This is a genomic window from Micromonospora lupini str. Lupac 08 (assembly GCF_000297395.2).
Classification (GTDB): domain Bacteria; phylum Actinomycetota; class Actinomycetes; order Mycobacteriales; family Micromonosporaceae; genus Micromonospora; species Micromonospora lupini.
Map to the genome: position 1 here is coordinate 4631855 of NZ_HF570108.1, position 13775 is coordinate 4645629.

General features: G+C 69.7%; 10 protein-coding genes. 2 read left to right on the forward strand and 8 right to left on the reverse strand.

What is annotated here, in order from left to right:
- Nucleotides 1-58: 58 nt before the first annotated feature.
- The 5 genes from MILUP08_RS33940 to MILUP08_RS22265 form a co-directional block, all read right to left on the reverse strand.
- The gene (locus MILUP08_RS33940) at nt 59-817 is read right to left on the reverse strand and encodes a GNAT family N-acetyltransferase (protein WP_007461802.1); all 759 of its coding nucleotides are present in this window, start codon (nt 815-817) and stop codon (nt 59-61) included.
- Between the two features lie 91 nt (nt 818-908).
- Nucleotides 909-1598, reverse strand: coding sequence for a TMEM175 family protein (locus MILUP08_RS22250; protein ID WP_063827227.1), 690 nt, complete (start codon nt 1596-1598; stop codon nt 909-911).
- A 130-nt stretch (nt 1599-1728) separates the two neighbouring features.
- Nucleotides 1729-3282, reverse strand: a complete 1554-nt coding sequence (locus MILUP08_RS22255) for a pectate lyase family protein (protein WP_007461806.1) — start codon at nt 3280-3282, stop codon at nt 1729-1731.
- Nucleotides 3283-3793: 511 nt separating this feature from the next.
- Nucleotides 3794-5452, reverse strand: a complete 1659-nt coding sequence (locus MILUP08_RS36865; protein WP_007461809.1) for a peptidoglycan recognition protein family protein — start codon at nt 5450-5452, stop codon at nt 3794-3796.
- An 81-nt stretch (nt 5453-5533) separates the two neighbouring features.
- Complete coding sequence (locus tag MILUP08_RS22265) at nt 5534-6010, reverse strand: hypothetical protein (RefSeq protein WP_007461813.1); 477 nt, start codon at nt 6008-6010, stop codon at nt 5534-5536.
- Between the two features lie 904 nt (nt 6011-6914).
- Here MILUP08_RS22265 and MILUP08_RS22270 point away from each other — a divergent pair.
- The gene (locus MILUP08_RS22270; RefSeq protein WP_007461816.1) at nt 6915-8663 is read left to right on the forward strand and encodes a cellulose binding domain-containing protein; all 1749 of its coding nucleotides are present in this window, start codon (nt 6915-6917) and stop codon (nt 8661-8663) included.
- 65 nt (nt 8664-8728) lie between these two features.
- Here the strand turns inward: MILUP08_RS22270 and MILUP08_RS22275 are convergent, their stop codons facing one another.
- On the reverse strand, nt 8729-9685 hold the full coding sequence (locus tag MILUP08_RS22275) for a DUF1731 domain-containing protein (protein WP_007461818.1): 957 nt from the start codon (nt 9683-9685) through the stop codon (nt 8729-8731).
- A 168-nt stretch (nt 9686-9853) separates the two neighbouring features.
- On the opposite strand from MILUP08_RS22275, the gene MILUP08_RS22280 reads away from it, so the two are divergent.
- Nucleotides 9854-10789, forward strand: coding sequence for a hypothetical protein (locus MILUP08_RS22280; protein WP_007461819.1), 936 nt, complete (start codon nt 9854-9856; stop codon nt 10787-10789).
- 48 nt (nt 10790-10837) lie between these two features.
- Here the strand turns inward: MILUP08_RS22280 and MILUP08_RS22285 are convergent, their stop codons facing one another.
- Nucleotides 10838-11920, reverse strand: a complete 1083-nt coding sequence (locus MILUP08_RS22285; protein ID WP_007461821.1) for a glycosyltransferase family 2 protein — start codon at nt 11918-11920, stop codon at nt 10838-10840.
- Nucleotides 11921-11980: 60 nt separating this feature from the next.
- Nucleotides 11981-13765 carry a hypothetical protein gene (locus MILUP08_RS22290; RefSeq protein WP_007461823.1) on the reverse strand — a complete coding sequence of 595 codons (1785 nt, stop codon included), beginning with the start codon at nt 13763-13765 and terminating at the stop codon, nt 11981-11983.
- Nucleotides 13766-13775 lie beyond the last annotated feature (10 nt).

Consider the following 13775-nt stretch of genomic DNA (forward strand, 5'->3'; position numbering starts at 1 on the left):
CACGGTCGCGGCGCCGCGGTGCTCCCGCCGCGGCCCGGGCCGTCGTCTCCGCCCGCCCTCAGGCATGGAAGGCGGTCCAGTTCTCCAGGAGGCGGAAGCCCATCGACTCGTACAGCGGCCGGCCGAGCGCGCTGGACTGCAGGTACGCCGCGTCCGCGCCGGCCGCGATGCCGTCGCGCAGCACCTCCTCGGTGAGTACGCGACCCAGACCGCGACCCCGCGCGCTCGGGACGACAGCGATGTTGAACACGCCGACCACCCCTCGGGTCCGCATGCCGAGCCCGGTGCCGACCGGTTGACCGGCCTCCTCGCACAGGTAGCCGGTGATGCGCTCGGCGGCGAGCACGTCGCCGCCCATCAGCGACCCGAACAGGCCCTCCGGGACCTCGAATCCCCTGGTGAGGACGTCCGTGTACCGATCGCTCTCGGCCGCGCCGACCCGCCGCACCAGCTCGCGCAGCGCCGGATCGGCCCGGAAGACCAGCTCACCGGCCGTGCAGCCCAGCAGCGGCAGCTCACTGCGGTTCCGGAGCCCGTGACGGCCGGCGAGATCCGCCGCCGCGCCGTCGGCCGCGCCCCGGACCATGATCGACCACACCGGCACCTGCCGGCCCACCTCGGTCGCCAGGTCGTCCAGCGACTCCAGATCCGGCTCCGGCGACAGGTCGTAGGCGACGTTCAACGTCGCCGCACCCGCGTGGGTCACCGCCCCACGGGCAGTGCAGCGCTTCGCGTACCAACCCTGCGGAGCCGCCCCGCACAGATCCTCGATGGCGTCGTCGTACGCCGCCGCCATCCGATCGGCGATGGTGTTCATGGTCCTCCCCCGGACGATCTCCACCGAATGCAGAAAGATAGCCGCAGCGGCGTGACCTGCGCGAATCGAGGTCCGGTGGGGCGCGGGTGGATCAGCTCCGGTGGGCGTTGCGCCTCCGCCACCACAGCCCGTGGCGGAGGCCCTGGCTGGTGGCACCGTGGAAGATGATCATCACGACCACACCGATCAGGCCGAGCAGTGGGGTCACCAACCAGCCGAGCACCCCGGTCAGGCCGTAGAGGATCAGGCCGACGATCGGGCGGGCCTCCTGCACCCGGACCTGCTCCTGGTCGACGGTGTCGGCACGGAGCGCCGGATGGCGGCGCACGTAGGCGAAGAGCACCCACCAGGGCGCGGACATCAGCGATGCGGCGAACGCGTACAGGACGACCGCCACGCGCAGGTCGTCGGTGTTGCCGTCGGCGAGCGCCGACGCCAGGACGGCTGTCGGAAACGGGATGATCACCACTCCGAAGAGGATGGCGAGATTGATCGAGCTGAAGGCGGGGGTGGTGCCCCGCACCCGTTGAAGCACCGCGTGATGGTTCAGCCAGAGGACGCCGACGTAGATGAACGACACCGCGAAGGCCAGATAGGACGGGCCCTCCCCGAGGAGCCCCTCGGCCAGCTCACCCTCGTGGAACTCCGGGACCCGCAGATCCAACACCAGCAGGGTGATGACGATGGCGAACACGCCGTCGCTGAATGCCGCCAGGCGACCCGCGTCGGTCACCGCGGGACCGCCATCGCCCGCCTGGACACCCTCTTGAGCTGCGGACATTGCCGTACGCTAACAGCCGGCGAACCGCCACCGAGCACGTTTGCCGCGACCGGTGCGTCCTTCGTAGACCGACGCGGCGGAGGGCTCGGTGGGCGGAAGCGGCCCTCGCCGCCCCCGCCCATCCCGGTCGTCAGGAGGCGTACGTCTCGAACTCCCCGACCCGGGGCGTACCGCTCGAGCTGTTGATCTTGAAGGTGATCTTGCTCAGTGCCGTCGCGGAGAAGGTGATCGCGCCCGCGCCGCTGCCGGAGGCCAGGACGGCGCCCGTGTCGTGGTTGACGAGCTGCCAGGAGCCGATGGAGCCCTGGGTCCCGGAGGGCTCTCGGATGACCACCCGGGACACCCGGGTGGCGGACCCCCACTTGATCGAGATGGACCCGGTCGACCCGGCCGGCGACCACCAGGTGCTGTTGTCGCCGTCGCGCACGTTGCCGTAACTGGTCCCGCCGGCCTTGCTGGAACCGTCGGCGCCGGCGCCCAGACTGAGGTTGGTCCCGCTGGTCGGCGGCGGCGTGGTGGGCGGCGCGGTGGTCGGTGGCGCGGTGCTCGGTGGCGGCGTGGTGGGCGGCGGCGTCTGCGGCGAGCAACTGCCGTCGGAGACCCGCAGGCCCGTGTTGGCGCCGGCCGTCTGACGGACGACGTCCGGCACGCAACTCGCGGCGTCGAGGCGGTACGCGTAGGGGATGCTGACCGTGGTGTTGGAGGTCGGGTTGGGGCCGGCGGGGTAGTTTTCGCTGCCGGCGCTGGACCAGGTGACGTTGTCGAAGGTGTTGCCGCTGACCTGCCAGTAGCCGCGCTCGCTGGTGTAGAAGGTGCCCAGGACGTCCTTCGAGTTCCGGAAGTAGTTGTTCTCCACCTTGGCCCGTGCGCCGGCCCGGGAGTTGATACCGGACTCGTGCAGGCTCACGTAGTGGTTGTTGTAGATGTGCGCGATGCCGCCGCGCAGCAACGGCGTACGGGAGTCGATGTTCTCGTACAGGTTGTGATGGAACGTGACGAAGCCGTTGGAGAGGTCGCTCTCGCTGGACCCGATGAGGCCGCCGCGACCGGAGTTGCGCAGGACGCTGTACGACAGGGTCACGTACTGGGTGTTGTCCTTCATGTCGAAGAGGCCGTCGTAGCCCTCCGACTCACCGCCGGACGCCTCCAGGGTGACGTGGTCGACCCAGACGTTGCGGACCGTGCTCTCCATGCCGATGGCGTCTCCACCGTTGGAGGTCGGCGAACCCGACTTCTTGACGTTCCGGACCGTCACGTTCTGGATGATGATGTTGCTGGAGTCGCGGAGGTGGATGCCCAACTGGTCGAAGACCGCCCCGCTGCCGACTCCGATGATGGTGACGTTGCTGATCTGCTTGAGCTCGATCACGCCGTCCGCGGTGTTACAGCTCGATCCCGACACCTTGCTGGTGTTGCCGTGATTGATCGTCCCCGTGACCTCGATGGTGATCGGGGTGCTGCTGCTGGCACGCCCGCACAGCGCCGCGTGGATCGCGGTGCCCGTGCTGGCCCGTACCGTCTGCCCGCCCGCGCCGCCGGTGGTCCCGCCGTTCTGGGTGGCGTAGCCGGTGGCGGCCCCCACTGCGGCTGCGGGCCGGGGACTCTGCAGGGCCACGCCTGCCGCGACCCCGACGGTCACTGTCGCGAGCGCTGCCGGAAGCCGCCGCGCGTCTGCTCGTCTCATCTCGCCTCACCTTCACAATTCGAGGGATGTGCCGATGCCGGACGGCGGTCGTGGTGGCCGACCCTCGACGGGGATGCGACTTCCGATGACGACCCGCGCTGAAGACAATCAATGTGACATTGACAGCCGAAAATCTCCTTGGCCCGGTTGACGCGGCGAAGCCGCTGGCCAGGCGGCCTGTAGTCGCCGCCGTCGAGATGCGCGCCCGTCCAGTTCGGGATTGGAACATCGACGTGACGCAATCGTAGGAAAGCGATTTCCCTCACGGCAAGAGTTATTGTTTGCAGGTTTTTTGCAGTCCGGCGGCCACCGTCGCTGCCGCTCGCGGGGTACGGCGGCAGCGACGGCGACCGCGAGAGCCGGACGTGGAGCAGACCCTAGAACCGGGCCCGGTTCAGGGCTCGCTGCAAGGCTGCGATGGTCGCGTAGCCCCAGATCCCGTCCAGCGCGAGCCCAGCGTTGACCATGGTGTTGAGGTGCCGCTGCAGGGCCTTGACCGCGACCGGTCCCATCAGGCCGTCGACCGCCAGGCCAGCATCGCTCCAGGTGTTGAGATGGCGCTGCAGGGCTCGGATCGAGGCCGGACCCCACTGCCCGTCCACGGTGGTGCCGGTGGCGCGCTGGGTCGCCCGGATCGTCGCCGGTCCGAAGTCTCCGTCGACGGCCAGCAACGCACCCTCGTCGTAGTACGCCTGGTAGGCGGCCTCGGTGCCGGGACCCCACAGTCCGTCGGCGGTGACGCCCAAGCGCCCTGCAACCAGCGGACGCCGGCATCGGTCTTCGGACCCCAGAACCCGTCCACCACGAGGGCCGGCGAATAGCCCGCCTCGTTGACGGCCTTCTGCTGGGCGGAGATCGAGCGGACCGACGTCATGCCGCCACCCAGACCACCGCTGCTCGGAGGCGGATCGGTGACCGCTGGAACGTTGTCCGAGTTCATACCGGCCTGCACCCACGCACGCAACTGCGAGCCGGGGCACTCGGTCGAGTTGCCGGACAGTCCCCCGTGCCACGTCTTTGCCAGGGTCTTTCCGGTCAGGGCGTTGGCGCGGTTGTAGAGCGCCCTGAACGAGCGGAGCACGGCCGGCGTCACGTCGCCGTCGTTGCCGATGAAGCACGCTCCGATGTGGGTGTCGTTGTGACCGCTCGCGTGGGCGCCCATGACCTCCCACCCACGTCCCTCATAGATGCGTCCGGCCGTATCGACCAGGAAGTTGTACCCGATGTCGGACCAACCGTTTCCGTCCATGTGGTAGTTCTGGATCTGCCGCGGGGTGGTCGCGGCAGCTCCCGCCGAATAGTGCACCGTGAATCCCGTACGTGCCGCGAGGGCAACTCGTGTGACCTCGACCGGCGGCCGTGCTCCCCACTGTTTCCGCGGAATGATGCTCAGCGGCTGGGAGGTGTCCGGTGGGCTCGCCGGAGGCTGCAACGATCCGTTCGTCACGTAGGGATAGAGCGTGCCGGGGCAGTCGGTGGCGTAAAGATCCCGGTGCCCCTTGATCTGCGGTCCGGCCGAACCGTACTGCCGCAGATAGCCGATGAGGTCTCGAATGGCAACCAGCATGCTGCTGCTCGGCTTGTCGTCGGCACCCCACGGCAACCTCGTCGTGCCGATGAGACCCATGATCGCGTAGTACTTCTCGTTCGCTCCCGTCGTCGTGGTGCCGTTGGCGCCCGACCGGACCGATTTCCCGCGCCCCTCGAAAATCACGCCGTGCTGGCAGACGACATAGTTGTACGCGATGTCGCTGCCCTCCCCCTCCATGCCCTCGTCCTGAATCTCGCGAATCTGCTGCGGACAGTCCTGGTGGTTTTCGGCAGGGCTCCACAGGTCCGTATCGCCCTTGTGGTGGATGGCGACGCCCCCCTCGAACGGCTTCCAGCTGTAGCGGCTGAGATCTTCCTCGGGCGCCTTCGCTCCCCAGGCGGAACGGGGAACGATCTGCACGTCGGCTGCCGCGGCGGCGGCCGACGTACGGGCCGAACCACGCGCTCGCGCATCCGCGGGCGATGCGGGCAGCAGAGCAGCCACCACCGCGGCGGTGCCACCCAGCAGCGCGGTCCGACGGCGAATCGGCACGCTCGGCCCGGTGGGGGCCGGCACTGGCTCGAAGGGATCGGCAGCGGAGAACGCTGCGTTTCGGTCGGCAGAACGATCATTGTCCACCGTTGGCCTCCTGGATCGACAATGTGACAGGTACGGCTGGTGGCTCACACGGGGATTCCGTGTGAGCCACCATGGACGTGCTCAGGTGCCAACCGTTCTCCAGGCCGAGCAGGTGCCTTCGAAGACCGTGTTGGAGGGGTAGTTCCCCGAGCAGGCTCGGAACGAGATCTGCTTGAGGGTGATTCCCGGCTGGTTCTCCGGGAACGACTTGTTCATGTAACGCGCGCCGGCCACATAACCGGCGGTGTGCCAGATCCGGCCCTGGCGTACGATCGCGCCGGTCGGGCTCACCTCGTCGTCGAAGAACCGCCAGTCGACGACCACGGGGTAGGTGTCCTCCCACGTGTCCTCGATGCCGAACCACTCGCCGAGCGGCGCGAAACAGGCCAGGGCGTTGGCACTGCCATTCGTGCAGTACCACTTGGGTTCGTCCAGGGGGCCGACCGAATCCGTCGCGAGCTGCTTCCCATCCGCAGCCAGGGCCGGTGCCGCAGTACCAATGACCGTGGCAGCTGTGGCGAAGAGCGCCACCATGGCGATTCGCAGCTTTCGTCTCATCCTCTGCTCCTTCTGCTCGGCCGATCGCCCGGGTCGGGGCTTGGCGCCACGAATCCAATCACCGCAGAGACGTAATTCGATGCGGAGGTGGTGATCGGACTTGTTCGGACCCGCACGCGAATGGACGGCCGTACACGTTCGCACGGACCGCCCGGACCGAACATCCGAAATCCGCCACCGCGCTCCTTGACGATTCGCCCTGGTCGCGGCGCCCGTGCGACACCGGTGCCAGGCTCGACCCGTGGGACCGGGCGCTCGACAACGCGGACAGCCGACCGGAGCAACCACGACCGCACAGATGGCGACCGCGACGCCGGAGCCCGATCGGCGGCGGCTTCCCCGCCGGAACAGCGAACCCGGCCGGCCCACCCCGGTGGGCCGGCCGGGCGGTACCGACACCGTCGGCTTCGTGCTCATGCACGCGGGACGGCATTGACATCCACCACTTGAAGAAATAACTTCCTGACAACAAGAAACTGTTTCGTACGCTCGCCGTGCGGCACTCACCCGCGAGCCTGCGAATGAGCGACGAGGCCGACCCGCTCCACAGGCCGGCCGGCAGAGGAGGGTGCCGCAGTCCCGCCGGACCCGCTCGCCGCACCATCGCCGTCGTGCCGCCGCTCGCGCATCCGCGACCGGTGGGCCGACTGTCGATCCAGTGCCGACGTCCCGGTCACCACACCGGCGTTCCCCGGTGCTTTCCACGCGCCTGGCTGTGCAGCGCGAGGGTTGGCGACCGACAGGGCGGTGTCGAGGGCGCTCGGGCGGGGCTGAACTGGACCGGTGAGATGCCGACAACACCCCCGCCACAGCCTTGGGAGCGCTCCCAAGAAGCGTGCGGCGCTCCACGTGCGACCGACCCACCCGACACGTCGGTCGCCACCACCACGTCAGGAGAAGTCTCGTGAGAAAACGAAGAGTGACAAACGCCGCCCTGGTATCGGCCGGCGCCGTCCTGCTGGCATCGACGGCGGTCGCCCTGGCGGCCCCGGCCGGAGCCGCCGCCGCCGGCTGCTCGGTGAACTACGCCGTCTCGTCGCAGTGGCAGGGCGGCTTCGGCGCGAACGTCACCATCACCAATCTCGGCGACGCGGTCGGCAGTTGGACGCTTACCTGGTCCTACAGCGCCGGCCAGACGGTCACGCAGGCGTGGAACACGACTCTGACCCAGAGCGGCGCCGCGGTCACCGCCAAGAACGTCAGCTACAACGGGGCCATCCCCACCAACGGCACGGCGTCGTTCGGGTTCAACGGCTCGTGGACGAGCAGCAACCCCGATCCGTCAAGCTTCGCGCTGAACGGGGTGACCTGCACCGGCGACACGACGCCGACCACACCGCCCCCCACCACGCCACCACCGACGACACCGCCCCCGACCACGCCACCGCCGACCACTCCGCCACCCACCACCCCGCCGCCCACCGGGCCGGCGGACATCACTGTGAACAGCGCCACCAAGTACCAGACGGTCGACGGGTTCGGGGCCGCGCAGTCCATCTGGGGCAGCGCCTGGTCGACGACCGACACCCAGACGCTTGTCGGGTTGGGCCCCAACCAGTTGGGGCTGTCCATCGTGCGCACCGGCCTTTCGCCGGTGTCCAGCGAGTGGTCGACCCACGTGAGCTCGTTGCAGACGGCGAAGGCGTACGGGTCGAACGTCAAGATTCTCGCCTCGCCCTGGACCGCTCCGGCCGCGTGGAAGACCAACAACAGCCGAACCGGCGGCGGCAAGCTGAAGACCGACTACTACGACGACTACGCGAACCATCTGAACAGCTACGTCCAGTACATGCGCGGTCAGGGCGTCACCATCGACGTCACGTCGGTGCAGAACGAGCCGGACTGGCACCCGGACTACGACTCGATGGACTGGAGTGGCACCGAGCTGCGCACCTTCGTCCGCGATCAGGGCACGAAGGTGCAGAACAGCAAGCTGATGGTCGCCGAGGCGGTCAACCTGAACTACGGCTACACCGATCCGACCCTGAACGACGCGACCGCCCGGAACAACATCGGCTACATCGGCGGCCACCTGTACGGCACCGAGGACGCGGGCCGGCTGAAGCCGTACCCCCTGGCCCAGCAGTACAACAAGCCCGTGTGGATGACGGAGTGGAACTACCACGAGGCCGACGGCAGCGGCTCCAACATCTGGGGCAACCCCGCCAACCAGGCAGTCTGGAACGAGACGCTCGACGACATCATGCGTACGGTGCACAAGTCGATGGAGGCCAACTGGAGCGCCTACATCTGGTGGTACGGCAAGCGCTACTACTCCTTCATCGGCGACGGCGAGGCGGCCTACGGCACCACGGCTGGCGCTCCGCTCAAGCGCGGGTACGCGTTCTCGCAGTACGCGAAGTACGTGCGGCCCGGCTACCAGCGCGTCGCGCTGACCAAGAGCTCCAAGGCCTCGCCGCTGGAGGTCACGGCCTACCAGGGTGACGGGAAGATCACCCTGGTGATCCTCAACAGGTCGAACAGCGCGGTCAACAACGCCGTGATCCAGGCGCCGCAGAACGTCAGCAGGGCCGAGTACTACCTCACCTCCCAGAACGCCAACGCGGCCAGCCAGCCGACAAGCGTGAACGGAGGACAGGCCACCATCAACGTCGGCGCACGCAGCATCTCCACCCTCGTGTTCACGCTCTGACCGTGTCGGCGGGGCGTGGGGGTGCGCTTGGTCGTGCCCACCCCCACGCCCACCGAACTCCCGCGTCAACGCGCGGGACGACCACCGCGTCGACGTCGCAGGGCGAGGTCCCCGACCGCGTCGCGCCACTGCGGAAGGTCGAAGGTGAAGCCGGCAGCGCAGAGCCGGCCGGGGGCTACCCGCCGGCTCTTCAGCAGCAGCTCGGTGTCCGAGCGGAGCACGAACGCGCCGACCTCCGCCATCGACCTGGTGGCCGGCAGGCCGACAGGCATCCGCCAGGCCGAGCGCAGCGCCCGCATGAACTCCCGCTGGGGCAACGCTCCGGGTGCGGCCAGGTTCACCGCCCCGGCGAGGTCGTCACGGTCGATCAGAAAGCACACCGCGCGCACGAAGTCCCGGTCGTGGATCCACGAGACGTACTGCCGACCGCCCGCGACCGGACCGCCGAGCCCGAGCCGCGCGAGCCAGCTCAACACATCGAACACACCACCGCGGTCGGGGCTCAGCACCAGGGCCGAGCGCAGCGCGACCTTGCGGGTGTGCGGGGTGACCGCCCGCTCCTGCGCCGCCTCCCAGTTCCGGGCGATCCGGACGCTGTACGACCAGTACCCGGGCACACCGTCCTCGCCGCCGCCGAGCACACCGCCGTCCTCGTCGTTTGCCGCGTCGAAGCGGTGCGCGTAGATGGTCGCGGTGCTCATCTGCATCCACACCCTGGGCGGCCGGACCGCCTTGGCGATGGCCTCGCCGACGACCCGCGCCGAGTCCACCCGTGAGCGCATCATGACGTCGAGGTTCTCCGGGGTGTACCGACAGCTGACGCTGCGCCCGGCCAGATTGATGACCACGTCGCTGCCGTCGATCTGCCTGGCCCAGTCGCCGAGCGTGGCGCCGTCCCAGTGGACCTGACGCGCACCCCTCGGCGAGCGGGTCAGCACCACCACCTCGTGACCCTGCGCCGTCAACGCCCGATCCAGGATCGCGCCCACCTGCCCCGTGCCGCCCGGAATGACGATCTTCACGGTCGATCCTCGGCCGGTGCACGCTTTTGAACATGTTCAACCATGCGCCGAGCCTACGGTGGGACGTCCGGCGAATCAAGATCGGGAACTCCGGCTCCCCCTCGTCGGGGAGGGCCCTCCCCGACCGGAGGGGACCACTCCTGCCGTCGCCCCGGGAGCATCGGACACATGACGACACCGGCAGCGACAGCGCGCGGCAACGGCAACGGCCTGACCTACGCCGTCCTCGCCTGGGCCGTGGCCTACGGCGGCCTACGTCTGGCGTGGACGGCCGGAGAGGCGCCGGAGTTCCCGCCCTTCGGTTCCGACCTCCTCGGTTTCACCGGCTGGCGGTCGGTGGCGTTGTGCCTGGCCGCGGGCGTGGCGGCGGTGGCGCTGGACCGGGCGTCGACCTGGCGGCCGATGCTCGCGGGATTCGCCTGGGCCCTCACCGGGGCGCTGGTCGCGGCCGCCGCGATCCTGCTGCCGGAGTTGGTGAGCCTCCTGCTGTTCGCCCCCGGCCCGTCCTTCGACCCGGTGGCGTTCGCGAGCCGGCTCGGGTGCGTCACCGGAGCGGCCCTGCTCGGCCTGGCCACCGCCCGCTACCAGCGGCGCACCCGGGGCGACTGCCCGGACTGCTGCCGGACGGTCCGACCCGGCCTGCGGCGCTCGGCACCCGCGCCGTGGGCCCGCTGGGCCGCGTACGTCGCGGTGGCCGGCCTGGTGACCCGATTCGCGGCCCAGGCCGTCGTGGACCTCGACGGTCTCACGCGGGACGCCTCGATGATCGGGTTGGAGATCGGTCTGGTGCTGGCCGGGGCGCTGTTACCGCTGGCACTGGTGCAGCACTGGGGTGAGGTCTGGCCGCGTTGGGTGCCGCTGCTCGCCGGCCGCACGATCCCCCGACGGTTGTTGCTGGTGCCCGGCTTCGGGCTCGGGGCGGGGATCGTCGCCTACTTCGGGATGGGGCTGGCGCAGTTGGCGACGGGATCGGCCAGCGAGTTCTCCGACACGTTCCTCTGGGTGGCCATGTCGGCGTACTGCCTCCTGGGGCTCGGCCTGCTCGCCGCGTCCAGCGATTACCACCTGCGCACCCGCGACGCGTGCCGGTCCTGCGGTCGCTGACCGGCTCCATTCCGGCGCGGACGCCGAGCACCCGCCGACCGGTCGGCCTCAGCTCGTGCCGCGGTCGTCGACGCCCCGCGGGTCGGGTGCCGAGAGCCGGCGGCGGGCGGCCTCCCGGGCCGACACCGTCCGCTGACCGCCGACGGTCGAGCGTGGCGCGGGTGGGACCGGCAGCCGTGGCGGCTCGGCGGTCTCCGCGAGCAGGTGCTCGGTCTCCTGCACCAGGTAGTGCGGCCGGCGCTTGGTCTCGTAGTAGATCCGGCCGATGTACTCCCCGATCACACCCAGGATCGTCATCTGGATGCCGCCGAGCCCGATCACGCTGACGATGATGGTGGTGTAGCCGGGGACGTCGATGCCCTTCTCGACGGCGTCCGCGACCACCCAGGCCATGTAGACCAGCGCGATGAGGGTGAGGAACAGGCCGCCGTAGATCGCCAGGCGCAGTGGCCGGTTGTTGAACGACAGCAGGCCGTCGAACGCGTAGTTGAAGAGCTTGCCGAACGTCCACCTGCTCTGCCCCGACTGCCGGGTCTCGTTGGGGTGGGCCACCACCGCCGTCCGGAAGCCGATCCAGGAGAACAGGCCCTTGGAGAAGCGGTTGTATTCCGGCATCGCCAGGATCGCGTCCACCGCGAGTCGGGACAGCAGACGGAAGTCCCCCGCACCGTCCTGGAGGCGCACGTCGATCCACCAGTTGATCACGCGGTAGAAGGAGCGCGATGCCACCATTCGTACGAACCGGTCACCGCGCCGGTCTCGACGGGCGATCACCTGGTCGAAGCCCTGCTGGTAGAGCGTCACCATCTCGGGCAGCAACCGCGGCGGATGCTGCAGGTCGGCGTCCATGATGACGACCGCGTCACCGGTGGCCCGCTGCAACCCGGCGAGCATCGCCGCCTCCTTGCCGAAGTTACGGCTCAGCGACGTGTAGCAGACGGCGGGGTCGGCGGCGGCCAGCCGGCGCAACGCCTCCAGAGTGCCGTCCTCGCTGCCGTCGTCGACGTACACCACCTCGACGTCCACGTCGGGCAGCTCGGCGAGGGCGGCGCACACGGTCTCGTGCAACCGCTCCACCGACGCTTCCTCGTTGAAGCAGGGAACCACGACGGACAACCGCACTGTCGTCACCCCGCCCCGCCCGTACGCGGGCAGCCGCCACCGCCGCCGGCCGGCCCGGCGCCCGCGCGGTCAGAGGTGGTAGACCAGCGTGCCATCGAGATCCTCCCGAGTGATGCCCAGCCCGTCGATGGGTCGGGCCGCGATGCCGTCCCACGGCGTCCCCGCGGCACGGCTCGGCACGACCACCACCGACCGCACGCCTATCCCCCGCAGGTACGTCACGCTGCCCGAATCGGGGAACGACGCCACCGCGGTCCGGGTCTGCGCCTGACTGACCGGCTCGAACCCGGCCAGACCGTTCGTCACGCGGGGGAACCCGTCGGTCGTCCACAACATGTACGTCAGATCGCCCACACCGCCGGCCGGCAGCACCAGAATCGGGTCCTGCGCCGTCCGCATCGCGGCCGGCGGCTGTGGCACGGTCGGGTGGGGTGTCCGGTTGACGCCCTCCAGAGTGACCATTGTCAACGGCACCAGCAGGACCAGCGGCGTGAGGACCCGCGTCCACTCGCGGGGTGAGGACTCGCGCAGCGATTCGGCAAACGCCGTCACCGCTCCGGCGGCCAGCACCGCCAGCAGCAGGCTCGTCCAGTGCATCATCCGCCCGGGGGTGCGCAGCGCGTCCCAGCCCGGCAGGAGCGTGGACAGGGTCAGGTAGCCCGGGTCGCCGTCGCCGCCGAGGGTGGCGCCCAGGCCCAGCAGCACCGTGACCAGCACGCCGAGCCCCAGCGCGACCCGGTGCCGGACCGGATACACCGAGAGGAACAGCCCCGCCGCGGCCAGCCCGATCAGCATCATCCCCGGCAGCAGCGCCATCTCCGGCGGCCAGGACAGCTGCTCACGTGCCCCGGCGTGCCGCTCGCCCCACAACCACGAGTCCGCCGGCGCGGTGACGAACCCGATCAGCGGAGGCGAGAACATCTTCGTCCAGTCCAACGTCCGCTCGGCCTGCGGGTTGAGGTCGACGACGCGCAGGTAGACCATGCCCAGCAGCAGCGTCACCGCGCCGAACGCGCCCCCACCGAGCAGATCCGCGAGCAGCAGCCGCCGGCCGAACGGCGGACGCTCCCGCCGCCGCCACCAGGACCAGCCGTAGCAACCCGCCGCCACCAGCACCGCGGCCAGCAGGAAATACACAAGTGGCAGGCCGATGCCGAAGCCGAGGCTGACCTGCCAGGCGGCGACCAGCCACCCGGCCAACGCCCAGCCGGGCCGTCGTAGCTCCGGCCGGTACCCGTGGCGCAGGGACCAGCCGTGACCACGGGCCAGCATCGCCAGGGACAGCGCGATGCCCGCGCTGGACAGGATGTTCAGGTGCCCGGAGTGCGCCAACCGCCAGGGCGCGTAGGCCCACGCGACGGCGGCGACCGCCCCGCCCCACCGGTTCGCGCCGAGCTGCCGCGCCAGGGCGTACGCCCCGAGGGACGCCAACGCGTGCAGCAGCACGTAGAGCACGTTGTACCGGATCACGGCGGCCTCGAAGCCGGAGCCGAGCATCCCGAACGGCGCGTAGCCGAGCAGGGTGTCGCTGTAGGCGTACGTGTACTTCTCGGGGTAGAACGTGTTGGAGTTCCAGAGGTCGGCCGGGCTGCTGAGCAGGGCGTGCCCCGACCAGGCGACCTGCCACGCCTGCAACAGCGGGTCACCCAGGTCACCGGGGATGGTGCTCGCCGGATGCCGCAGCGTCGGCCAGGTCAGCACCGCCGCCAACAGCAGGCTCGCCAGTACCGCCACGGTCCATTCGGAACGGGCCCAGCGCCATCGACCCCAGTCGGCCGGCGGCCGGTCGTCGGAGGTCGGCTCGGGCGGCACGTTCTCCGTGGTCGGTGGTGGGGTGGCGGACCGGATAATCATGAAATAGATG

What these genes read in the sequence shown, in the direction of transcription:
- MILUP08_RS22250 (WP_063827227.1), bottom strand. Translation starts at nt 1,598, where the DNA reads ATGTCCGCAGCTCAAGAGGGTGTCCAGGCGGGCGATGGCGGTCCCGCG.
- MILUP08_RS22280 (WP_007461819.1), top strand. Translation starts at nt 9,854, where the DNA reads ATGACGACACCGGCAGCGACAGCGCGCGGCAACGGCAACGGCCTGACC.
- MILUP08_RS22265 (WP_007461813.1), bottom strand. Translation starts at nt 6,010, where the DNA reads ATGAGACGAAAGCTGCGAATCGCCATGGTGGCGCTCTTCGCCACAGCT.
- MILUP08_RS22255 (WP_007461806.1), bottom strand. Translation starts at nt 3,282, where the DNA reads ATGAGACGAGCAGACGCGCGGCGGCTTCCGGCAGCGCTCGCGACAGTG.
- MILUP08_RS22290 (WP_007461823.1), bottom strand. Translation starts at nt 13,765, where the DNA reads ATGATTATCCGGTCCGCCACCCCACCACCGACCACGGAGAACGTGCCG.
- MILUP08_RS33940 (WP_007461802.1), bottom strand. Translation starts at nt 817, where the DNA reads ATGAACACCATCGCCGATCGGATGGCGGCGGCGTACGACGACGCCATC.